Genomic DNA, 22,636 nt, shown 5'->3' with positions numbered 1-22,636 from the left:
TTCCTGTCACCACAACCGCGTGTCGCTGTTGCCGTGTCAGTGGAGGCGCATTATAGGGACTTCTCGGCGGCTGACAAGTGCTAAATGCAAAATAATTACCGAGTGAGGATTTTTTCAGCAAAGCGAATTAAAAGACGCCGTTATGCCGGATTTTTCAGCGTTTTCTTAGCCAAAATATTACCGAACAGACTGACGCACCATTAATTCCGGCGTCAGCACCAACACATTCGGTTCAGTATTTGGATGTTCCAGACGATACAACAGCGTATCGACTGCTAATTCGCCGAGCTCATCCTTTGGTTGATGAACCGTAGTGAGAGGCGGAGACATATAGCGAGCGAGTTCAATATCATCGTAACCAATAACCGCCATGTCTTGAGGGATTGAAAGTCCCGCCTGATAAAGAGCGTGGTAAACACCCACAGCCATTGCATCGTTACTGGTGAACACCGCTTCGGGTTTATCTTCCAGCGCTAATAACTGCTGCATCGCGCGGTAGCCTGTTTCAAATTCAAAATCACCAAAAATCTCATAATCAGCGGGAATGGGTAGCCCTGCGAGTTGCATCGCCTGTCGATAGCCCTCCAGTCGGTTATAGGCTGTCGTCTTATCTTTCGGCCCCGCAATGCAGGCTATCTTTTTATACCCACGGGAAATGAGGTGATTGGTTGCAATCTCTCCGCCAAGCAAAGAGTTATCTTTAATAACATCGATAGCGCCTTCAAAAGGAGCCCAATCCATCATGACCATAGGAACAGAAGGATAGCGGCTCATCATTTCAGGCAAGGGGCGATGACTTTCAGTGCACATCAGCAATACGCCGTCGACCCGCTTTTGCAGCAGCGTTTCAAGGCTATGACTCATTCTGTCGCGATCACCTTCGGTGTTGCAGAGAATCAGGCTATAGCCCCGCTCATAACAACAGCGTTCAACGCCACGCACGACTTCAGCATAAAACGGGTTACTACTGGCCGTGAGCAACATACCGATAGTGCGGGTCTGGTTTATTTTCAGACTTCTGGCCAGCGCAGACGGCGCATAGTTGAGATCCTCAACGGCCTTCATCACTTTTTCGCGAATGGTATCGCTGACAAAGCGATTGTTATTAATGACGTGAGATACTGTAGAAGTAGAAACGCCCGCCAAACGGGCGACATCTTTCATGGTGGCCAAAAATCACCCCTGAACTTGCAAAAATGCGTCGATCTCTTCGCGCCACGGGACAGAAGGTTGAGCACCTCGGCGAGTTACCGCAATCGCAGCCGCAGCATGAGCGAACTTCACAGCAGAAGACATTGGCCGGTTTTCCAGCAAGGCGGTAACCAACGCACCATTAAAGGTGTCTCCAGCGGCAATAGTATCCACCGCGTTTACGCGATACCCCGGAATACGCTGCCCTTGACCATGTTCACTCAGCCATACGCCACGGCTACCCAATGTAATAAGAACCGTCTCGATACCTTTATCGTGCAGAACCCGTGCAGCGCGAGCGGCGTCCTCTTCCGTCTCAATCGTAATTCCTGTCAGGAACTGTGCTTCGGTTTCATTCGGCGTGATCATATTGACCAGCGATAACAGTTCATCAGGCAGTTCACGAGCAGGAGCCGGGTTGAGAATCACTTTAGTCTGGTGTTCATGTGCCAGTTTAGCTGCCTCGATAACCGTTGCCAACGGCGATTCAAGCTGCATAAGCAATGCAGAAGCATCAATAATGTGTTGCCCATGACGATGAAGATAATCAGGCGTCACCGCTGCATTCGCGCCAGCATTAATTGCGATCATGTTCTCAGCTTCAGCGTTAACAAAAATCAGCGCAACGCCCGTTGTTTCCCCGGAGATAGCCTCAACGGCGGAAACATCAATATTGTCCTTGGATAGCTGCTGACAAATGCGAGCGCCGATATCATCTTCTCCGACGCAGGCAATAAAGGCGATATCCGCACCGCTTCGGCCAGCGGCAACGGCCTGATTAGCGCCTTTCCCGCCGAAAGCGACGCTATATTGTTCACCGATCACCGTTTCGCCCGGGCGGGGAAATTGCTCAAGATTGAGAATATGGTCAGCATTAATACTGCCCAGCACCACCAGCTTACCCGTTTTCATTATGTCGAATCCCGCTACGTTAATAATGCGCCACCACAAACGGATGGCGCGAGCCCTGCTTTATTCTTTAATTATTTAGCGACCAGCTTCAGGTCAACTGGAATGATGGCCTGCGTTTTTTCACCTTTCAGCACTTTCGCAGCCGTTTCGATACCGATTACGCCGATCTGGTCTGGTCGTTGAGCCACCGTTGCTGCCAGTTTGCCTGACTCAACGGCTTTCACACCGTCTTGAGTACCGTCAAAGCCCACAACCAGCACATCAGTTTTTCCAGCGGTTTGTAATGCACGCAGTGCGCCTAACGCCATTTCATCGTTCTGAGCAAATACCGCCTGAACGTCAGGGTGTGCGGTCAGCAGGTTCTGCATCACGTTCAACCCTTTAGTACGATCGAAATCAGCAGGTTGGCTTGCCAGCATAGCGAATTTATTTTTCTCAGCAGATTTCATGAAACCCGCCCCACGCTCACGCGCAGCAGAGGTTCCTGCAATCCCTTCCAACTGAATCACCTTGGCACCTTCACCCAATTTCTTGGCAATGAAATCACCGGCAACTTTACCGCCGAAAGCGTTATCAGAAGCAACGTGGCTTACAACTTCACCACTGCTAGCGACACGGTCCAGCGTAATGACCGGAATTTTTGCCTGATTAGCCATTTTAATCGCATTGCCTACTGCATCAGAGTCAGTCGGGTTGATCAGCAATACTTTGGTGCCACGGACCGTTAAATCCTGAACGTTAGCCAGTTCTTTCGCAGGGTTATTCTGGGAATCCAGCACAATCAACTCATAGCCCAGTTTGTCAGCTTCTTTCTGTGCCCCCTCTTTCATGGAAACAAAGAACGGGTTATTCAGCGTAGAAACCACCAGAGCAACCGTATCTTTGGCCAAGGCATTAGCACTGACAGTCGCGCTCAGCGCAACAGCGGAAACCAGAGTAGCCAGCTTTTTCATATTCATAACTCAATTCCTGTGTGAATGAAGGTTATTTACTGCTTTTGTTATCTACCAGAACCGCCAGCAAAATGACGACTGCTTTGACGATCATTTGGTAGTAAGAAGAAACACCTAATAAATTCAGTCCGTTGTTGAGGAAACCAAGGATAAGTGCGCCGATCAATGTGCCAACAATACGCCCCTTGCCTCCTGCCAGACTGGTGCCGCCCAATACCACAGCCGCGATGGCATCCAGTTCATACCCTGTACCCGCGGTAGGCTGAGCAGAGGACAAACGTGCGACTTCGATAATTCCCGCCAGGGCAGACAGCAGCCCACACAGGGAATAGACAATAATCTTGATCTTATCAACGCTGATACCGGATAAGCGGGTCGCGGATTCATTACCGCCAAGCGCATAGATATAGCGCCCCAGTCGCGTATGGTGCAGCATGTACCAGGTTGCAACGAAGACGATAGCCATGATCCAGATTGGCGTCGGAATCCCCAACGGACGACCGATACCGAACCAGCCAAACGCATCTGCCACGTCGGAAAATCCCGTATTAACCGGGCTACCGTTGGTATAAACCATCGTCACGCCGCGCAGTAATAGCATCATGACCAGCGTAGCGATAAATGCCTGCACTTTGCCTTTTGAAACAATGATACCCGTGCCTGCGCCAATCAGTGCGCCCAGTGCCAGCGCACCAAATACCGCCACCAGCGCATTCACCTCAAGCCCAACAATGGAAGCCGCAACGGCACCCGTCAGCGCCAACAGTGAACCCACCGACAAATCGATGCCCGAGGTCAAAATCACCAGCGTCATACCGACGGCCATGATGGCGTTTACCGACGTCTGCTGGAGAATATTGAACAGGTTATTCAGGGTGAAAAAATTAGGGCTCATGGCGGAAACAACCGCAATCAGGATTAGGAGCGCGATCAGCGATTTCTGCTCCAGTAACCACTCTTTGCTAAACCAGCGTTTTGCCGCGATAGATTGAGAACTCATGTCTGACTTACTCCTGCTTTGCGCCGTATTGCTTACCAACGGCCGCAGCCATCAGTGCTTCCTGGGTTGCTTGCTCAATCGGGAAATCACCGCTTAAGCGCCCTTCATGCATCACAATGATGCGATCGCTCATACCCAAGACCTCTGGCATTTCGGATGACACCAATATGATGCTCAACCCTTCTTCTTTGAATTGATTGATTAGCTGATAAATTTCTTTCTTCGCCCCCACGTCAACGCCACGCGTCGGCTCATCAAGGATCAAGACATTCGGGCGCGTCATCAGGCCACGGGCAATCGCCACTTTTTGCTGATTACCACCGGAAAGCAGGCCGATAGGCTGTGTCATAGAAGGCGTTTTAACGTTGAACAGACGAATAAAGTCAGCGACCGCCAACTGTTCTTCGGCGTGTTTGAGACGACCGCCAGCATGGCTGAAATAGCGCAGTGCGGTTAACGACATGTTTTCTTTTACCGACATGCCCAGCACCAGACCATCTCGCTTGCGATCTTCAGAGATATAAACGATGCCGTTCGCTAAGCCATCCTGCGGTTTACGGGTCACTACATCTCGGCCATCAAGCGTCACATTGCCGCCAGTACGCGGTAGCGCACCGTAGAGAATCTTCATCAGTTCAGTTCGGCCCGCGCCCATCAGCCCTGCGACACCCAGGATTTCACCTTTCCGTACCGTAAAGCTAACGCTGTCTACACCAGGTCCAGACAGGTTCTGCACCTTAAGGCGCACCTCTCCCGGTGCTTGATTCGAGCGTGGGTACTGATCTTCCAGCTTGCGCCCTACCATCATTTCAATCAGCGTATCTTCCTGTAAGTCGCTTACCGGACACTCACCGATAAACTGACCATCGCGGAAAACGGTAATGTCATCGCAGATTTCAAAGATTTCTTTCAGGCGGTGGGAAATATAAACGATGCCGCATCCCTGAGATTGCAGCTCTTTGATCACACTGAATAGCGAAGCGGTTTCGGTATCGGTCAGGGCATCGGTCGGCTCATCCATGATGATGACTTTCGATTCAAAGCTCAGCACTTTGGCAATTTCCACCATTTGCTGATCGCCAATCGATAAATCCCCTACCATACGGCGGCTGTCGTAGCGCAAATTAAGGCGCTTTAGCAGCTTATCGGCTTCCGCATACATTTTGTTCCAGTCGATACGACCGAAGCGGTTGGTAAATTCACGGCCAAGGAAGATATTCTCGGCAATCGTGAGCTGGGGAATCAGGTTAAGCTCCTGATGGATAATACCGATACCTGCTTCCTGAGACGCTTTCGGCCCGCTGAAATCCACCTCTTGCCCCAGAAAATGGATGCTGCCGGCATCTTTACGATAGATCCCGGTCAGGACTTTCATCATGGTGGACTTGCCCGCACCGTTCTCGCCCACCAGCGCCATCACTTTTCCCGGGTAGACATTGAGTGCCGCACCGGAAAGCGCTTTAACGCCCGGAAAAGATTTCGTGATGCCTTGCAGTTGCAGTAAAGGTTGCATTGATACCTCAGAACGTTACGCCAGCACAAAGGATGACATTGGCATACGGTGAACACTCTCCGCTGCGAATGATCGCCCGGCTTTTGCCGCTTTGGGTTTTAAATTCTTCATGGCTGACATAGTGCAATGCAATTGAGTTTCCCTGGTGTTGTTCAAGTTGCTTCAATTGATCGAGTAATGCGTCATGGACTGCGGGGTTCTTTTCAATAATCTCTTCCGCCAGAATAGCGGCCTCGACCTGCATTTCACTGGTGACAACATTAACCACCTGCAAAAACGTTGGCACATTGTGCGTCAACGCCAGATCGATACGGGTTGTCGTTTCTGGAATCGGTAAACCAGCATCACCAACAACAAGGCTATCGGTGTGCCCCAACCGAGCAATCACGGAAGAAATATCTGAATTCAATAATGCTGCTTTTTTCATCTCTCACCCCACCAGCGAAACGTTTCGCTGATAATATTCTAGAAAAAGAAGAGAGAAAGGCAACGAAGAAATAAAAAAAATGTGATCACCATCGAAACGTTTCGCTAACAAAAAATAAAGACAACACAATGCGGTTATCTACCCTAGATAATTCAGGTTTCAGGAAGATGGCAAAGAAAGATGTCTCGGGGGATTAATCAAGTCGATCGCTTGAGTGAATAAATACTGGCAACGTGAAAAATGACGGACGTAGATGGTTGATAAAGAGAGAAATGGCGGGAAATCGCCCGCCACTCAACAATTGAAGATAACGGATTAGAGTTTACGGATCTGCTTCACATCCAGCTCGACTGAATTGAAGTCTTTATCCAACTCACCCTGGATTTCCACTTTATCCGTGGGCGAAATCATCTGACCATTCCAACGCTTGTGATCAATTTCAACTTCTATCGTGCCCGTCGCATCGCGGAACAGATAGTTCTCATCACCAATCCGTTTTTCAATATTGCCACTCAGCGTAACCCAACTGTCGTCACGCAGATCTTTAGCTTTAACTACCGTCGTGAGGGAATTCTGCGGATCGATGAATCCCCCTTTATGTGTGCCAACCGCCGGCGTTTCCGGGTTGACGAAACCACCGCCGCTTTGTGCAGCAAATACCGGAGCAGAGACTAGAGCGGTAATGGCGAGTAACGCAGCTGCTTTTTTCATATTTACCTTCCTTATTTTGTCTGTCGTTTCACGGTCAACGATTTCGCAGTCAACCTGCGGGAGTAATCGGTCTTCGGGAAGGATTAAAACAAACCGTTCTTAACAGAATCTTAAGGAGTCATCCTTTGCATTTTTATTTTTTTATATTGCCGGAATCGCCTGATTTCAGCGATTTGTCCTGTACACACCGCCTCTCTATTTCGTATAAAACCGGAAAAGGCATAAGCGCATTCCCTGCGAGGCAGCCATGAGAATATTGTTAATCGAAGACGATCGCTTGATTGGTGACGGCCTGAAAGCTGGGTTGAACAAACTGGGCTTTAATATTGACTGGTTTATAGAAGGTAAATCGGGTGCCGCTGCATTGAAGGCTGCCCCCTATGATGCAGTGGTGCTCGATCTCAGCCTGCCGGGCATGGATGGGATGGATATTCTGCGTCAGTGGCGTCAGGCGGGACATGACGAACCGGTGCTGGTTCTGACCGCCCGCGATGCGCTGGAACAGCGCGTGGAAGGGCTGCAACAGGGTGCCGATGATTATTTATGTAAGCCCTTTGCCCTGACGGAAGTCGCCGCTCGCCTACAGGCACTGATTCGCCGCCGTCACGGTCAGCTCCAACCGGCATTAACGCACGGCCCAGTATCCCTTGAACCGGGATCGCGGAGCGTCACGCTTAACAACGCGCCTCTCATATTAAAATCCCGCGAGCTGGCGCTGCTGGAACTGTTTCTACTGAATCCGAACCGCGTGCTTACACGTGCGCAACTGGAAGAAAAGCTCTACGGATGGGACGATGATGTCTCCAGCAATGCGGTCGAAGTGCATATCCACCACCTGCGCAAAAAACTGGGCAGCGGGTTTATCCGTACCGTGCATGGCATTGGCTATATTCTGGGGGACACACCATGAACCGACTCAGCCTGCGTTTACGCCTGATTGCGGGTTTTACGCTGCTGACAGTGATGTGCTGGGGCGTAGCCAGTCTGCTTTCGTGGTCTCAAACGCGCCATAACATCAATGAACTATTTGATACCCAGCAAATGTTGTTTGCCAAACGTCTGGCCACCATGAATCCCGATGAATTGCGAATCCAATCAGCTTCTCTGCCCAAGACCAAAAGTCTGGTACATAAAGACCGAGGTAAACAGGATGATGATGCACTGGCCTTCGCCATGTTTACCCACGATGGGAAAATGGTGTTGAACGACGGTGAAAACGGCAAAGATTTCATTTTTGACTATAAGCGCAACGGCTTCACCGACGGCAAACTGCGCGATGATAACGACGCATGGCGCATCGTCTGGCTGACGACGGAGGATAATCGTTACGTGATTGCGGTGGGTCAGGAGTGGGAATACCGCCAGGATATGGCGTTGGATATTGTAAAAACCAACCTAATGCCCTGGCTGTTTGCGCTGCCGATCATGCTAGCACTGCTGTTCTGGCTGGTAACACGCGAACTCTCGCCGCTAAAACGGATTGCCGCAGAGCTTCAGTTACGCTCCCCCGACGAAAGTACACCGCTTGCAACGCAGCACATCCCACAGGAAGTCCGCCCGCTGGTCAACGCGTTGAATCTCCTGTTCTCTCGCATCAGCGATATGTTGATTCGTGAACGCCGTTTTACTTCTGATGCGGCTCATGAATTGCGTAGCCCGCTGGCGGCGCTGAAAGTTCAAACCGAAGTCGCACAGTTGGCGCATGACGATGAAGCCATGCGTCACCATGCACTGGTCAATCTGGACAAAGGTATCGATCGGGCTACACGGCTGGTGGATCAACTCCTGACGCTATCGCGGCTGGATGCAGAATCGTCCCCCGAAGGGATGCAGCCCGTTCAGTTCAATGAACTGCTGCAACAGGCGGCAATCGCGCATTATCACACGGCACAAACCGCAGGTATCGAACTGACGCTGGACTTACCGGATACTCAGGTTACCCGACAGGGTCATCCGCTGCTGCTGGCGCTGCTGGTGCGCAATCTGTTGGATAACGCCATTCGCTACAGCAATGCGGGGGGAACGGTCAGTCTGACGCTGACAGAACGCGGCTTTAAGGTAGCCGATAACGGACCGGGCATCAGCGATGAAGCGTTGGCAAGAATCGGCGAACGTTTTTATCGTCCACCAGGGCAGGAAAAATCTGGCAGCGGTCTGGGAATTTCCATCGTGAACAACATCGCCACGCTGCATCACATGCGGGTTACATTCATCAATCAGCCCGAAGGCGGGCTGATTGTGTCGGTGAATTGGTAAAGGTTGTTAGACGTTACGTTGGGGTAAGATCGAGATACACGGTCGACCACGGGGCGAGGTATCCCTGCGGGAACCTCATCCCCGTGTTTCCCTAATAACAAACAACGAGTCGCTGTCAGTGTGTTAACGATAGATAATTTAGTGGGATCACTTAAATCTCGACCTGTATCCCTAGTTCGATCAGCCTGTTCGGCGGTATTTCAAACTGATCCGCAGCCCGCAGCGCATTACGGCTGAGCATCATGAATAGCTTACCGCGCAGGCGCAGATACCATGGACGCTCACCGATAATCAGCGATTCATTGGACATAAAGAAAGACGTTTCCATCATTTGGCAAGTCAATCCATCCTGCCAACAGCGTTGAAAGACCTCCTCTACATCCGGCGTCTCACGCCAGCCATAGTTAGCGATCACGCGCCAGAACGTCGGCGAAAGCTGTTCAACCGTCACGCGTCGCGCGTTCAATACATAGGGCGCATCCTCCGTTCGCATGGTCAACAGCACCACGCGCTCGTGCAGGATCTTGTTGTGTTTGAGGTTATGCAGCAGTGCGAACGGAATCACGCGAGTCGCACGCGAGAAATACACCGCCGTACCAGGAACCCGCGTTGGCGGCGATTTCTCCAGCGATGCAATCATGGCATCCAGCGAATTACCATGCTCATGCAACCGGCGCAGTAACCTGAAGCGCTCGCTTTTCCAGGTCGTCATGATAATAAACATCACCATGCCCAGCGCCAGCGGCAGCCAGCCACCAGACAAGATCTTGACCACGTTTGCCAAAAACATGGGCAGGTCTATCATTAGCAAGCCTGCCAACAACACCCATGCCAGATAGCGGTTCCAAAGCCAGTTCTTCACCGCGACCGTACAGAACAGAATGCTGGTAATCACCATCGTGCCCGTTACCGCAATCCCGTAAGCCGCCGCCAGATTGCTCGAATGCTCGAAGCTGACGATCACGATGACGACAGCGATATACAGCATCCAGTTAATGGCGGGAATATAAATCTGACCGGATTCCATATCCGACGTGTGTACGATACGCATCGGCGGTAAATAGCCCAGCCGCACCGCCTGACGCGTCAGGGAGAACACACCGGAAATCACTGCCTGCGAGGCAATAATCGTCGCCAGCGTCGCCAGTACCATGAGTGGAATTAGCGCCCAATCAGGCGCCAACAGAAAGAACGGGTTTTTGATCGCCTCAGGGTTCTTTAACAGCAACGCGCCCTGCCCGAAGTAATTTAATACCAGCGACGGCAGCACTACCGTAAACCACGCCAGACGAATAGGGAATTTACCGAAGTGGCCCATATCGGCATACAGCGCCTCGACACCGGTGATCGCCAGCACCACCGCGCCCAGTGCGAAGAACGACACCGCTTTGTATTCAATAAAGAAACGCACTGCGTACATCGGATTCAACGCCTGCAAGACTTCAGGGTTAGCGATAATGCTGCGCGCACCCAGTACGCCGAGCGTTAAAAACCAAATCAGCATCACAGGCGCAAACAGCTTGCCGACGCTGCCAGTGCCGTGCTTTTGAATGATAAACAGTAACGTCAGGACGACAATCGACAGCGGGACGATATAGCTGTCCATCGACGGCGCGGCGATTTCCAGCCCTTCCATCGCAGACATCACCGAGATGGCAGGCGTGATGACCACTTCCCCGTAGAAGAAGCTGCCGCCGATCAATCCCATAATGACTAGCACGGACGTCATGCGATCGGAGGTATTACGCCCAGCCAGCGACATTAATGTGAGAATTCCACCTTCACCCGCGTTGTCGGCACGCATCACATAGGTCAGGTATTTCAGCGAAACAACGAGGACCAACAGCCAAAAGATCAGTGAAAGAAAGCCAAAGACAGAATCAGGCTCGACCCCAAAACCAAACTGCCCTGATAAACATTCCCTTAACGTATAAAGAGGGCTGGTTCCTATATCTCCATAAACCACCCCGATGGCCGCCAGCGTGACAGCCGGAAGCGAACGTTTATGTTCTGAGCTCATAAACCTATCTTCTGTTATTAATCAGTCCGCGAAGCGCGTCATTAACAGCAACTCGTCCAAAAGCGCACAGTATGCACAAATCAGGGTAAAAACCCATTTTTATTGTGCGGGCCACCTGTATACGAAACATCCTGTAAAAAGTGGTTTATTGCTTACTCACCCCGTTAGGGTGTAATAATCCGTAAAAGTATTCTAATAAAAATCTGTGATCTGCCGTTTATTATTACTATTGTCTTTCTGAAAGTAGGGTTTTTCTGAGACGCCGCTTTCAGTAGAGCAACCAAATTCAAAAATAAACGATTTCAGTACATCACATCATGGGACTAACGGATTAATTATGCGTCAAACTGCGGCATTGGCTGAAAGAATTTCTCGCCTCAGCCATGCGCTAGAACACGGGCTCTACGAAAGACAGCACGCCATTCGCCTCTGTCTACTGGCGGCACTGAGCGGAGAAAGCGTATTTCTGTTGGGTCCACCGGGTATAGCTAAAAGTATGATCGCCCGGCGTCTTAAATTCGCTTTTCGTCATGCGAACGCATTTGAATACCTGATGACCCGCTTTTCTACCCCGGAAGAGGTGTTCGGCCCCCTGTCCATTCAGGCGCTAAAAGATGAAGGCCGCTACCAGCGCCTGACCGCCGGTTATCTGCCAGAAGCTGAAATCGTCTTTCTGGACGAAATCTGGAAAGCAGGCCCCGCTATTTTGAACACGCTGCTAACGGCCATTAATGAACGGCGTTTCCGTAATGGCAACAGCGAAGACACCATACCCATGCGCCTATTGGTCGCGGCCTCGAATGAACTGCCAGAGGCAGACGGCGGTCTGGAAGCGCTTTATGACCGAATGCTTATCCGTCTATGGCTCGATCGCGTGCAGGAAAAACAGAATTTCCGCGCACTACTCGTAAATAACAGCAGCGATCGCGATAACCCCGTACCACCCGCTCTCAGCGTCAGCGATGAAGAGTACCAACAGTGGCAGAAGGACATTGAGCACGTCTCGCTGCCAGATGTTGGCTTCGAGCTGATTTACACGCTGCGTCAGCAGCTTGATGCGCTGGAACAAGCGCCCTATATTTCCGATCGACGCTGGAAGAAAGCCTTGCGCCTACTTCAGGCCAGTGCGTTTTTCTGCGGTCGGGATGCCATCACGCCAGTTGATATTATTCTGCTGAAAGACTGTCTCTGGCATGACCAAAGCACGTTGACGCTCATCGAACGCCAGCTTGAATTGTTGATTACCGAGCACGCCTATCAACAAAAAAGTCTGCTGTTCCGTCTGCAGCAGGTGAATACCAAACGCCAACAATACCAGCGTGAGCAAAGTGAATTGCAGGCATTTTCCGTGGAGAAACAAGGACACTTTCTGGGTCGCAAATTCCATTACACGTTGCCTGATACGATCGTCGCTGAAATGCTGGATCTGGTGCTGCAACGCCCGCTGATCCTGCACGATATTGAAGTTAACCATCTGATCATTGAGAAAAATACCCTGCAAGACTGGCTGCAAAAAGGGGGTGAGATCCGGGGTAAGCTCAACGGCATTGGTTTTACCCAACGCCTCGATCTGCTGGTGGACGATCGCCAGCATCTGACGATCCGTGATATCAGCCTGCAATCTTCTATTCTTTCTCTGCCGGAAAAACGCGACTGTGCGCTTCCTGCCGAAATTACCGATGAATATGAAAAGCTGAACCTGCAACTGCGCGAACAGCGTCGTTTGTTCAGCCAGCATCAACCCTGCCTGTTCGTCCCTGGTGAGTGGCTGGCGAAAATAGAAGCCAGCCTGCAACAGGTTGCCGAGCAGATCCAGCAATCAGAGCAACAGGACTAACGCCCATGATCACGCTGGAATCACTGGAAATGCTGCTGTCTATCGATGAAAACGAGCTGCTGGACGATCTTGTCGTCACACTACTGGCAACACCGCAGCTCGCATTCTTCTTCGAAAAGTATCCCAGCCTGAAATCCGCGTTGCTCAACGATCTCCCTCACTGGAAAGAAACCTTAAAGCAGCGCCTGCGCGCCACGCAGGTACCGCCAGAGCTGGAAAGGGAATTTAGCTGCTACCAACGTTCACAATCGATCGACAACCAGGCTTTTCAGACACGCCTGCCTGCGATTATGGATACGCTAAACACCGTGGAATCACCGTTTCTGACGCAGGCCTCACAGCTCATTACCTCTCCAGAGAGAACCTTAGGGCAGAAGATAACGAGTGGGCTCCACGCGCTCTTTCTTCAGCGCTGGCGGCTGAGCCTGACATTACAAACCGTTTCACTACATCAGCAATTAATGGATCAGGAACGGGAAATCCTGCTGGATGAATTGCAACAGCGTCTGACCCTCAGCGGCAAACTTGAACCGGTTTTGGCAGAGAATGAAAATGCAGCCGGACGGCTCTGGGATCTTAGCGCCGCACAGCGTATCCACACCGATCCCCGCCCATTACTGGATTTCGGTGCTTTCCTGCAACGTCAGCCTGCACTGCAAAAACTGGCGGAACGCCTGGGGCGCAGTCGGGAGACCAAATCCATCCTTACGCAGGAAGCACCACAAGAAGCCTTCCGGGTAAGAGTACGGGAACCTGCCACTGTTCCCGAACAGGTGAGCGGCGTGCATCAGAGTGATGATATCTTGCGTCTGATGCCCACTGAGTTAGCCACGCTGGGCATTAGTGAACTGGAATACGAATTTTATCGTCGCCTGCTGGAACATCGGCTGCTGACCTATCGCTTACAAGGGGAGAGCTGGCGCGAGAAAGTTACCGAGCGCCCGGTGGTGCACCAACAAAACGAACAGCAGCCACGTGGCCCGTTTATCGTCTGCGTTGATACTTCAGGCTCGATGGGCGGCTTTAATGAACGCTGTGCCAAAGCTTTCTGTCTGGCGCTGATGCGTATCGCACTCGCCGATAATCGCCGTTGCTACATCATGCTATTTTCCACTGGCGTGGTGAAATACGAACTCACGTCTGCGGACGGACTAGAGCAGGCGATACGTTTTCTCAGCCAGTCCTTCCGTGGCGGCACGGATATGAGCGCCTGTCTGTCAGCATTGTTGGATAAGATGGACGATGCACTCTGGCATGATGCTGATGCGGTGGTGATTTCAGATTTTATCGCCCAGCGGTTGCCGGATGAGGTCGTGAACAAGGTGAAAAGCCGTCAGAAACAGCTACAGCATCGTTTCCATGCTGTAGCGATGTCCGATCATGGCAAACCCGGCATCATGCACATTTTTGACCACATTTGGCGCTTTGACACTGGGTTAAAAAGCCGCTTAATGCGCCGCTGGCAGCACGGCAAGGCTTATTAAAGCAGGCCGGAAACTGACTCACGCAGCGGCTGTGGCCACACACCGCACTGAACCTGACCAATGTGCGACAGTTGTAGCAACAGCATGACCAGGCGAGACTGACCAATTCCCCCGCCGATCGTCTGCGGCATCTCGCCACGCAACAGCGCCTGATGCCACTCTAATTTCAAACGTTCTTCATCCTGCGTCAGCGCCAGTTGGCGTGTTAAGGCTTCCGCATCCACGCGGATGCCCATTGATGAAATCTCAAATGCATCGTTCAGAACCGGGTTCCACACGACGATATCACCGTTCAGACCTGCCAATTCCTGCTCACCTGGCGTCGTCCAGTCATCATAATCCGGTGCACGCACGTCGTGAGATTCCCCGCTAGACAGCTTACCACCAATCCCAATCAGGAAGACCGCACCCAGCTCTTTGGCAATGGCTCGCTCACGCCCTTTGGCATCCAGATCGGGATAGCGCTTCAGCAACGTTTCGGTATGCACAAAATGAATCTGCTCTGGCAGGAAAGGCTGAATGCCAAACGCCTGATGTACCGCCGCTTCCGTCGCTTTAATGCCCTGATAAATACGCGTCACCGTCGACTTCAGATACTCGGCATTGCGCTCGCCATCGCCCATCACGCGCTCCCAGTCCCACTGATCGACATAAACCGAGTGGATCGGGCTCAGACGATCTTCATCTGGGCGCAGTGCCTTCATATGGGTATAGATACCTTCGCCGAAGCTAAAATCATACGCGCCCAGCGTTTTACGTTTCCATTTCGCCAATGAGTGCACCACTTCAAATGTGGCATCTGGCAGGGCTTTAACCTTAACCTGCACGGCTTTTTCCGTACCAGACAAGTTATCCTGCGTGCCATCGCCGATACGGCTAAGAATCGGTGCCTGGACTTCAATCAATCCCAGAAGCTGCTCCAGTTGGCTGGAGAAGAAAGACTTAACGAAGCTGATTTGCTGTTGTTTTTCGATGTACTGCTTTTTCATTGCCGCGTCTCTTATTCATCGTATTTAGTTATTCATTAAGCAATATAAACCGCTAGTCATTCAATAATCTTATGGATAAATTGCACTTGTGCTTTTAATCCGTCATTTTATAGCGGTATAAAATCATTATTCGATAAAATAGGAGGCTCAAAGTGGCAGAAATTTATCAGATCGATAATCTCGATCGCGGCATCCTTTCCGCCTTAATGGAAAATGCACGCACGCCTTACGCCGAATTGGCAAAACAGTTTTCCGTTAGCCCAGGTACGATCCACGTTCGGGTGGAAAAAATGAAGCAGGCGGGCATCATTATCGGCACGCGGTTAGATGTGAATCCAAAACAGCTGGGCTATGACGTATGTTGCTTTATCGGCATCATACTAAAAAGTGCTAAAGACTATCCCTCAGCGCTGGAAAGACTCAACAATCTGGAAGAAGTGGTCGAGGCCTACTACACCACTGGGCATTACAGCATCTTTATTAAAGTCATGTGCCGTTCGATCGAAGCGCTGCAACACGTACTTATCAACAAGATCCAAACAATTGATGAAATTCAGTCCACTGAAACACTCATCTCCCTGCAAAACCCCATCATGCGGACGATCGCGCCGTAATGTCTTTTTCCTATACCCATATTATCCACAGGTAGATCCCAGCCAGATCACAGCGTACAATGTCCCGTCTTTTATCAGATGGGATCGCTATGGCAGACATTACCTTAATCAGTGGCAGTACCCTTGGCAGCGCAGAATATGTGGCAGAGCATTTGGCTGAACTGCTGGAGAAGGATGATTTTTCCACTGAAACGCTCCATGGCCCCACACTTGATGCGCTGCCTGAAAGCGGTGTATGGCTGGTAGTGACGTCTACACACGGTGCCGGGGAATTCCCAGACAACCTAAAAGCGCTGTTCGAACAGTTGGAACAGCAAAAGCCCGATCTTTCTCAAGTGAATTTCGGTGCGGTGGGGATCGGGAGTAAAGAGTACGATACTTTTTGTGGCGCGATCCAAACGGCGGATCGTGTACTCACCCAGCTAGGGGCTAAACGGATCGGTGAAATCCTCGAGATCGACATCACCCAGCACCAAATTCCAGAAGATCCAGCAGAGGAATGGCTAGGATCGTGGGTTGATTTACTCAAATAAGATGAAATATTCAGCAGTTGAATGTGGATAACTATGCTTAATTTCGGTGTAAAAGCAGTAGTTATCCCAATAACAACCCGAGTATGTTTTTTGTCCTGTGCATAAACCCGCATTTAGATCCCAGCTTATACGGGCTAGGATCACCGATCATTCACAGGTAAGGATCATCCGCATTCTCTTGATCTTTAATACGAATAATCACTTATCCACACAACATGACGATCCTAATAAGAGATCTAATAAAGAGATCTTTAAATAAAAAGATCTTTCTTTAATTAACGAGAATCCAACGGGCTTGGTCGTTGGCTCAAAGTTGAGTAGAATCCCCCACCCCAGGGCAAATAACGATCGTTTACCACTCATCATTCGCAATAATGCGAGGAGCAGCACCATGTTTTATCCAGATCCATTTGACGTCATCGTGATCGGTGGCGGTCATGCCGGAACAGAAGCGGCTATGGCTTCTGCGCGAATGGGCCAACAGACGCTTTTACTCACACACAATATTGATACGCTAGGACAAATGTCCTGTAATCCAGCGATCGGCGGTATTGGGAAAGGCCATCTGGTTAAAGAGATCGATGCCATGGGAGGGTTGATGGCGCGTGCCGTCGATCAGGCAGGCATACAGTTTAGGATACTAAACAGCAGCAAAGGTCCCGCGGTTAGAGCCACTCGTGCACAAGCGGATCGCGTGCTCTATCGTCAGGCCGTGCGCACCGCCTTGGAGAATCAGCCAAATCTAACGATCTTCCAGCAGGCGGTTGACGATCTGATCGTAGAAAACGATCGCGTCGTTGGTGCAGTTACCCAGATGGGGCTTAAATTTCGTGCAAAAGCGGTGGTATTAACGGTAGGTACTTTCCTTGACGGCAAAATTCACATTGGGCTGGATAACTACAGCGGTGGGCGTGCAGGCGATCCGCCTTCCATTCCACTTGCGCGCCGCTTGCGTGAACTGCCTCTGCGCGTCAACCGCCTAAAAACCGGTACGCCGCCACGTATTGATGCCAGAACAATCGATTTTAGCGTGCTGGCACAACAGCACGGTGACAACCCAATGCCGGTTTTTTCATTCCTAGGTAACGCGATTCAGCATCCGGCGCAAATGCCGTGCTATATCACGCATACCAATGAGAAAACCCATGATGTGATCCGTAATAATCTGGATCGCAGCCCGATGTATGCCGGGATCATCGAAGGGATCGGCCCGCGTTATTGCCCCTCGATCGAAGATAAAGTCATGCGTTTTGCCGATCGAAACACGCATCAGATCTTTCTTGAGCCAGAAGGCCTGACCAGCAACGAAATTTATCCTAATGGGATCTCAACCAGTTTGCCGTTCGACGTTCAGTGGCAGATTGTTCGTTCAATGACAGGTATGGAAAATGCCCGCATTGTCCGACCTGGCTATGCCATTGAGTACGATTTCTTCGATCCCCGCGATCTGAAGCCGACGCTGGAAAACAAATTTGTTCATGGTCTGTTCTTTGCCGGACAAATCAACGGTACAACAGGGTATGAAGAAGCCGCTGCGCAGGGCATGCTGGCAGGGCTGAATGCAGCGAGACTGGCTGCCGATAAGGAAGGCTGGTCACCACGTCGCGATCAAGCTTATCTCGGCGTGTTGGTTGACGATCTCTGTACGCTGGGGACAAAAGAACCCTACCGTATGTTTACGTCGCGTGCCGAATATCGTCTGATGTTGCGCGAAGATAACGCCGATCTGCGTTTGACTGAAATGGGTCGTGAACTGGGTATGGTCGACGATCATCGCTGGGCGCGTTTCAATGAGAAGCTTGAGAACATTGAGAAAGAACGTCAGCGCCTGCGCGACATTCACGTTCACCCGCAATCTGAGCAGCTAGATCAGGTTAATTCACTGCTGAAAACCCCCTTGTCGCGTGAAGCGAATGGTGAAGAACTGCTGCGTCGCCCGGAAGTGGATTACGCTCAGCTTACCGCGTTACCGCTGTTTGCACCGGGATTAATCGACGAGCAGGCTGCCGAACAGGTTGAAATTCAGGTTAAATACGAAGGGTATATTGCTCGTCAACAGGATGAAATCGAGAAACAGCTGCGTAATGAAAATACGTTGCTGCCAGCCGATCTGGATTACAAGCAGGTTAACGGGTTGTCCAACGAAGTTATCGCCAAACTGAACGATCACAAACCGTCATCTATCGGCCAAGCTTCACGGATTTCCGGTATTACGCCAGCGGCGATTTCAATCCTGCTGATCTGGCTTAAAAAACAGGGTCTACTACGCCGTAGCGCCTGATTTAAGGTAAACTTATCTTCTAAATAGCCGGTTATCCGGCTATTTTTATTATTAACTTCATATTTTTCATCGGGATCTTATTGTGCGCACCACACTCGATAATCTGCTAAATGCGGCTGGCATTGTGATTTCAGATAAGCAAAAAAATCTTCTGATACAGTATGTTGATATGCTGAATAAGTGGAATAAAGCTTATAACCTGACGTCTGTACGCGATCCACAGCAAATGCTAGTCCGCCACATCATGGACAGTATCGTGGTTGAGCCGCATTTACACGGACAGCGTTTTATCGATGTGGGAACAGGGCCTGGGCTGCCAGGGATTCCATTGGCGATTGTTCGCCCTGAGTCGCATTTCACCTTGCTGGATAGTTTGGGTAAACGTGTTCGCTTCCTGCGCCAGGTACAGCATGAGTTACAACTTGAAAACATCACGCCTGTGCAGAGTCGCGTTGAGGAATTTCCCGCAGAGCCACCTTTTGATGGGGTGATCAGCCGGGCATTCGCCTCTTTGCAGGACATGATTAGCTGGTGTAGCCATCTTCCAGCCAGACCGACGGGGCGGTTTTATGCTCTAAAAGGCGTACTTCCTGAGGATGAATTGTCATCCTTGCCACAAGGTGTCCTATTGGATCAGGTCGTTCGCTTATCCGTTCCCGATCTGGAAGGTGAGCGCCATTTGGTTGTGCTTAAACCAAACTAATTTTGTTTTTTATCAAAAAAATTATAACTAAATATTGCGTGTCAGGTTGCCACCTTGTCTGTGAGTGGCATCGTTCCAGAACCCATAGCGATCACTGAAATTTTACATCTTCGTTTTTTCAGTGGCTCTCTTTTACTTTCGTGCTAAATAATAACGAGCGAAAATAAATCATTGGCATCAAAATTTAGTTATTTTTGTGTTAATTGAGTAAAAAAACGATATCAATAATGTCAATAGGTGGTTGAAACGTTGTTTATTACGTTTTTTGAATGAATTTTTTTGTAACTTATTGAAGTTAAATAAAATAAATGACTTATTTTGCTAAAGACAAAAAAAAACATGTTCTGTTATAAATAGTCGCAAAGCCTTTTATGTGAGTCGCATCACAGATTAGAGGGCTTTAGAAATTAATGACACCAGATATGATCAGGGATGATTGTTAGTAAAAATGGGGCTTCAGAAAGAAATTTAAATAATTGTTCACCTTTTCGCTACTTATCGATTGAATTCGCAGGTATGACCCGTATAATTTGCTCGTTTTTTGCTGCTTGACTCAGTGGTGTAAAGGCAGTTTTATACGTCATTCGGTATACCTCTGAAAAGGTACGGAGAGAGCAAACGTCATGCCTGTATCCCTTTACAGCGGAAAAGTAGCCTTAAGGCTACTGTTGCTACAGTTAGTGACTTTTGCTTTGTTGAGTGCTGTTTTCAGCCTCAATAGCGTCAACGCTGCCGCTTCTGCATTAGGCGGGGGATTGGCAGCCTGGTTACCGAATGTCTTGTTTGTGCTGTTTGCCTTACGTCATCAGTCACACAAACCTGCTGATGGCCGTGTGGCTTGGTCGTTCGCGATTGGTGAGGCGCTTAAGGTATTTATCGCCATTGCACTGTTAGTGGTGGCGTTAGGCGTGTTTAAAGCGACATTCTTTCCGCTTGGCCTGACTTATTTATCGGTGCTGGTTATGCAGATCGTGGCACCGGCCGTAATTAATCGTTACCGTAATTAACAACAAAAGGGTAAGAGACATCATGGCTGCTGGAGAAATCTCTACTCCGCAAGAGTATATCAGTCACCACTTGCACCATTTGCAGGTAGGGACGGGTTTTTGGTCGATCAACGTCGATTCGATGTTTTTCTCCATCGCTCTTGGGGTCCTCTTTCTGGTTATCTTTCACCGCGTAGCTAAACGTGCGACCAGCGGTGTGCCAGGTAAGCTGCAAACGGCTGTCGAACTGATCATCGGTTTCGTTGACGGTACCGTACGCGATATGTTCCATGGCAAAAGCAAACTGATTGCTCCTCTGGCGCTGACCATTTTCGTCTGGGTTTTCCTGATGAACCTGATGGACCTGCTGCCTATCGATCTGTTGCCGCAAGCCTGGGCGGGTATCTATAGCCTGCTGGGATACGATCCGGCGCATGCTTATCTGCGTGCCGTGCCGACGGCTGACGTGAACATCACGCTGTCGATGGCGCTTGGGGTGTTTATCCTGGTTCTGTTCTACAGCATCAAAATGAAGGGTCTCGGTGGTTTTGTTAAAGAACTGACCATGCAGCCGTTCAACCATCCAGTATTTATTCCTATCAACCTGATTCTTGAAGGTGTCAGCCTGCTGTCTAAACCTATTTCCTTAGGCTTGCGACTGTTTGGCAATATGTATGCGGGTGAGTTGATCTTCATCCTGATTGCTGGTCTGTTGCCGTGGTGGTCACAATGGCTGTTAAATGTGCCTTGGGCTATTTTCCACATTTTGATTATTACGCTTCAGGCTTTTATTTTCATGGTTCTGACGGTTGTTTATCTCTCGATGGCATCTGAAGAGCATTGATTTTCTTTCAACAAATAACGTTTTTAACTGAAACAAACTGGAGACTGTCATGGAAAACCTGAGTGTGGATCTGCTGTACATGGCTGCCGCGTTAATGATGGGTTTGGCGGCAATCGGTGCTGCGATCGGTATCGGCATTCTGGGTGGTAAATTCTTGGAAGGCGCTGCTCGTCAGCCTGACCTGATTCCTTTACTGCGTACACAGTTCTTTATCGTCATGGGTCTGGTTGACGCCATCCCAATGATCGCTGTTGGTCTGGGGCTGTATGTGATGTTTGCGGTGGCCTAAGCAGAATGTTTTCTGCTGAGGTTAAAACATCAACTTATTTAACTTTGAAAGAGGCATTGTGCTGTGAATATTAATGCAACAATCCTCGGCCAGGCCATTGCGTTCGTCCTGTTTGTCTGGTTCTGCATGAAGTTTGTATGGCCGCCGATGATGGCTGCCATCGAGAAGCGTCAAAAAGAAATTGCTGACGGTCTTGCTTCTGCTGAACGTGCCAAAAAAGATTTGAACTTGGCTCAGGCCAATGCGACAGATCAACTGAAGAAAGCCAAAGCGGATGCTCAGGTTATCATTGAGCAGGCGAACAAACGCCGTGCTCAGATCCTGGATGAGGCGAAAGCTGAAGCGGAAGCTGAACGTAACAAGATTGTGGCGCAGGCGCAGGCTGAAATCGAAGCCGAACGTAAACGCGCTCGCGAAGAGCTGCGTAAGCAAGTTGCCGTATTGGCGATTGCCGGTGCCGAGAAAATTATTGAACGTTCCGTGGATGAAGCTGCTAACAGCGACATCGTTGATAAACTGGTCGCTGAACTGTAAGGAGGGAGGGGCTGATGTCTGAATTTGTCACGGTAGCTCGCCCCTACGCCAAAGCAGCTTTTGACTTTGCGGTTGAGAATCAGGCCTTGGATCGCTGGCAGAACATGCTGGCGTTTTCGGCTGAAGTCGCGCGCAATGAGCAGATTGCCGAGCTGCTTTCTGGTGCTGTTGCACCGATTGAGCTGGCGAAAACGTTCATTGCCGTTTGTGGTGATCAACTTGATGAAGCCGGTCAGAACCTGATTAGGGTAATGGCCGAAAACGGACGTTTACCAGTGCTTACTGAAGTACTGGAACAATTTATTCAACTGCGGGCAGCACTGGAATCGACGGTTGATGTCGATGTGATTTCTGCCAACACGTTGAATGAGCAGCAGCTATCAAAAATCGCTGCCGCTATGGAAAAACGTCTGTCACGCAAAGTGAAGCTGAATTGCAAAATTGATAAGTCTGTCATGGCCGGCGTGGTTATTCGCGCGGGCGATATGGTGATAGATGGCAGCATTCGCGGTCGTCTGGAACGTCTGGCAGACGTCTTGCAGTCTTAAGGGGACTGGAG

Annotated in this window: 22 protein-coding genes; 13 read left to right on the top strand and 9 right to left on the bottom strand. The window is 50.1% G+C overall.

The features are described from left to right. Positions 1-177: 177 nt before the first annotated feature. The 7 genes from rbsR to EDI29_RS20830 form a co-directional block, all read right to left on the bottom strand. Complete coding sequence (rbsR, locus tag EDI29_RS20860) at positions 178-1,173, bottom strand: ribose operon transcriptional repressor RbsR (RefSeq protein ID WP_165800685.1); 996 nt, start codon at positions 1,171-1,173, stop codon at positions 178-180. 3 nt (positions 1,174-1,176) lie between these two features. Beyond that, positions 1,177-2,103 carry a ribokinase gene (rbsK, locus tag EDI29_RS20855; protein WP_137742410.1) on the bottom strand — a complete coding sequence of 309 codons (927 nt, stop codon included), beginning with the start codon at positions 2,101-2,103 and terminating at the stop codon, positions 1,177-1,179. 71 nt (positions 2,104-2,174) lie between these two features. After that, positions 2,175-3,062, bottom strand: a complete 888-nt coding sequence (gene rbsB, locus EDI29_RS20850) for a ribose ABC transporter substrate-binding protein RbsB (RefSeq protein ID WP_005976509.1) — start codon at positions 3,060-3,062, stop codon at positions 2,175-2,177. 25 nt (positions 3,063-3,087) lie between these two features. Then, positions 3,088-4,056 (bottom strand): ribose ABC transporter permease, encoded by a 969-nt coding sequence (gene rbsC, locus EDI29_RS20845; protein WP_137742409.1) that lies wholly within the window; start codon positions 4,054-4,056, stop codon positions 3,088-3,090. Between the two features lie 7 nt (positions 4,057-4,063). After that, positions 4,064-5,569, bottom strand: coding sequence for a ribose ABC transporter ATP-binding protein RbsA (gene rbsA / locus EDI29_RS20840; RefSeq protein ID WP_137742408.1), 1,506 nt, complete (start codon positions 5,567-5,569; stop codon positions 4,064-4,066). 7 nt (positions 5,570-5,576) lie between these two features. After that, positions 5,577-5,996, bottom strand: a complete 420-nt coding sequence (rbsD, locus tag EDI29_RS20835; protein WP_137742407.1) for a D-ribose pyranase — start codon at positions 5,994-5,996, stop codon at positions 5,577-5,579. A 315-nt stretch (positions 5,997-6,311) separates the two neighbouring features. Further along, entirely contained in the window at positions 6,312-6,707 is a 396-nt protein-coding gene (locus tag EDI29_RS20830) for a YgiW/YdeI family stress tolerance OB fold protein (protein ID WP_137742406.1), read from the bottom strand. A 247-nt stretch (positions 6,708-6,954) separates the two neighbouring features. On the opposite strand from EDI29_RS20830, the gene qseB reads away from it, so the two are divergent. After that, entirely contained in the window at positions 6,955-7,617 is a 663-nt protein-coding gene (qseB, locus tag EDI29_RS20825; RefSeq protein ID WP_137742405.1) for a quorum sensing response regulator transcription factor QseB, read from the top strand. Beyond that, a complete protein-coding gene (gene qseC / locus EDI29_RS20820) occupies positions 7,614-8,963 on the top strand; it encodes a quorum sensing histidine kinase QseC (protein WP_137742404.1) in 1,350 nt (449 codons plus the stop codon). Before qseB ends, qseC begins: the two co-directional genes overlap by 4 nt. Before the next feature lie 151 nt (positions 8,964-9,114). Here the strand turns inward: qseC and kup are convergent, their stop codons facing one another. After that, positions 9,115-10,983 (bottom strand): low affinity potassium transporter Kup, encoded by a 1,869-nt coding sequence (gene kup, locus EDI29_RS20815; protein ID WP_137742403.1) that lies wholly within the window; start codon positions 10,981-10,983, stop codon positions 9,115-9,117. Between the two features lie 337 nt (positions 10,984-11,320). Between kup and ravA the strand changes: the two genes are divergently transcribed. Continuing rightward, the gene (gene ravA, locus EDI29_RS20810) at positions 11,321-12,820 is read left to right on the top strand and encodes an ATPase RavA (RefSeq protein ID WP_137742402.1); all 1,500 of its coding nucleotides are present in this window, start codon (positions 11,321-11,323) and stop codon (positions 12,818-12,820) included. Between the two features lie 5 nt (positions 12,821-12,825). After that, positions 12,826-14,304 (top strand): ATPase RavA stimulator ViaA, encoded by a 1,479-nt coding sequence (viaA, locus tag EDI29_RS20805; RefSeq protein ID WP_137742401.1) that lies wholly within the window; start codon positions 12,826-12,828, stop codon positions 14,302-14,304. Here the strand turns inward: viaA and asnA are convergent. Continuing rightward, entirely contained in the window at positions 14,301-15,293 is a 993-nt protein-coding gene (asnA, locus tag EDI29_RS20800) for an aspartate--ammonia ligase (protein ID WP_039363778.1), read from the bottom strand. The genes viaA and asnA overlap by 4 nt on opposite strands. Before the next feature lie 152 nt (positions 15,294-15,445). On the opposite strand from asnA, the gene asnC reads away from it, so the two are divergent. The 9 genes from asnC (at position 15,446) to atpH (ending at position 22,625) form a co-directional block, all read left to right on the top strand. Beyond that, complete coding sequence (asnC, locus tag EDI29_RS20795; RefSeq protein WP_005976531.1) at positions 15,446-15,907, top strand: transcriptional regulator AsnC; 462 nt, start codon at positions 15,446-15,448, stop codon at positions 15,905-15,907. A gap of 89 nt (positions 15,908-15,996) precedes the next feature. After that, positions 15,997-16,440 (top strand): FMN-binding protein MioC, encoded by a 444-nt coding sequence (gene mioC, locus EDI29_RS20790; protein WP_137742400.1) that lies wholly within the window; start codon positions 15,997-15,999, stop codon positions 16,438-16,440. Between the two features lie 391 nt (positions 16,441-16,831). Next, positions 16,832-18,721 (top strand): tRNA uridine-5-carboxymethylaminomethyl(34) synthesis enzyme MnmG, encoded by a 1,890-nt coding sequence (mnmG, locus tag EDI29_RS20780; RefSeq protein ID WP_137742399.1) that lies wholly within the window; start codon positions 16,832-16,834, stop codon positions 18,719-18,721. An 82-nt stretch (positions 18,722-18,803) separates the two neighbouring features. Beyond that, a complete protein-coding gene (rsmG, locus tag EDI29_RS20775) occupies positions 18,804-19,424 on the top strand; it encodes a 16S rRNA (guanine(527)-N(7))-methyltransferase RsmG (RefSeq protein WP_137742398.1) in 621 nt (206 codons plus the stop codon). Positions 19,425-20,047: 623 nt separating this feature from the next. Then, complete coding sequence (gene atpI / locus EDI29_RS20770) at positions 20,048-20,431, top strand: F0F1 ATP synthase subunit I (protein ID WP_137742397.1); 384 nt, start codon at positions 20,048-20,050, stop codon at positions 20,429-20,431. A 22-nt stretch (positions 20,432-20,453) separates the two neighbouring features. Next, on the top strand, positions 20,454-21,254 hold the full coding sequence (gene atpB / locus EDI29_RS20765; protein ID WP_137742396.1) for a F0F1 ATP synthase subunit A: 801 nt from the start codon (positions 20,454-20,456) through the stop codon (positions 21,252-21,254). A gap of 49 nt (positions 21,255-21,303) precedes the next feature. Continuing rightward, positions 21,304-21,543, top strand: a complete 240-nt coding sequence (gene atpE / locus EDI29_RS20760; protein ID WP_005976545.1) for a F0F1 ATP synthase subunit C — start codon at positions 21,304-21,306, stop codon at positions 21,541-21,543. Positions 21,544-21,606: 63 nt separating this feature from the next. Continuing rightward, on the top strand, positions 21,607-22,077 hold the full coding sequence (atpF, locus tag EDI29_RS20755) for a F0F1 ATP synthase subunit B (protein WP_107171129.1): 471 nt from the start codon (positions 21,607-21,609) through the stop codon (positions 22,075-22,077). Between the two features lie 14 nt (positions 22,078-22,091). Then, entirely contained in the window at positions 22,092-22,625 is a 534-nt protein-coding gene (gene atpH / locus EDI29_RS20750) for a F0F1 ATP synthase subunit delta (RefSeq protein WP_010300085.1), read from the top strand. Positions 22,626-22,636: the final 11 nt, after the last annotated feature.

The sequence above is a fragment of the Pectobacterium polonicum genome (assembly GCF_005497185.1).
Taxonomy (GTDB): Bacteria; Pseudomonadota; Gammaproteobacteria; order Enterobacterales; family Enterobacteriaceae; genus Pectobacterium; species Pectobacterium polonicum.
This window is presented reverse-complemented; position numbering and strand designations above follow the sequence as displayed.

Coding starts and splice junctions, on each gene's coding strand:
- qseC (WP_137742404.1), top strand. CDS start 7,614: ATGAACCGACTCAGCCTGCGTTTACGCCTGATTGCGGGTTTTACGCTG.
- kup (WP_137742403.1), bottom strand. CDS start 10,983: ATGAGCTCAGAACATAAACGTTCGCTTCCGGCTGTCACGCTGGCGGCC.
- atpE (WP_005976545.1), top strand. CDS start 21,304: ATGGAAAACCTGAGTGTGGATCTGCTGTACATGGCTGCCGCGTTAATG.
- mioC (WP_137742400.1), top strand. CDS start 15,997: ATGGCAGACATTACCTTAATCAGTGGCAGTACCCTTGGCAGCGCAGAA.
- viaA (WP_137742401.1), top strand. CDS start 12,826: ATGATCACGCTGGAATCACTGGAAATGCTGCTGTCTATCGATGAAAAC.
- atpH (WP_010300085.1), top strand. CDS start 22,092: ATGTCTGAATTTGTCACGGTAGCTCGCCCCTACGCCAAAGCAGCTTTT.
- atpB (WP_137742396.1), top strand. CDS start 20,454: ATGGCTGCTGGAGAAATCTCTACTCCGCAAGAGTATATCAGTCACCAC.
- rbsD (WP_137742407.1), bottom strand. CDS start 5,996: ATGAAAAAAGCAGCATTATTGAATTCAGATATTTCTTCCGTGATTGCT.
- rbsK (WP_137742410.1), bottom strand. CDS start 2,103: ATGAAAACGGGTAAGCTGGTGGTGCTGGGCAGTATTAATGCTGACCAT.
- rbsA (WP_137742408.1), bottom strand. CDS start 5,569: ATGCAACCTTTACTGCAACTGCAAGGCATCACGAAATCTTTTCCGGGC.
- rbsB (WP_005976509.1), bottom strand. CDS start 3,062: ATGAATATGAAAAAGCTGGCTACTCTGGTTTCCGCTGTTGCGCTGAGC.
- ravA (WP_137742402.1), top strand. CDS start 11,321: ATGCGTCAAACTGCGGCATTGGCTGAAAGAATTTCTCGCCTCAGCCAT.
- rbsC (WP_137742409.1), bottom strand. CDS start 4,056: ATGAGTTCTCAATCTATCGCGGCAAAACGCTGGTTTAGCAAAGAGTGG.
- qseB (WP_137742405.1), top strand. CDS start 6,955: ATGAGAATATTGTTAATCGAAGACGATCGCTTGATTGGTGACGGCCTG.
- mnmG (WP_137742399.1), top strand. CDS start 16,832: ATGTTTTATCCAGATCCATTTGACGTCATCGTGATCGGTGGCGGTCAT.
- atpI (WP_137742397.1), top strand. CDS start 20,048: ATGCCTGTATCCCTTTACAGCGGAAAAGTAGCCTTAAGGCTACTGTTG.
- asnA (WP_039363778.1), bottom strand. CDS start 15,293: ATGAAAAAGCAGTACATCGAAAAACAACAGCAAATCAGCTTCGTTAAG.
- EDI29_RS20830 (WP_137742406.1), bottom strand. CDS start 6,707: ATGAAAAAAGCAGCTGCGTTACTCGCCATTACCGCTCTAGTCTCTGCT.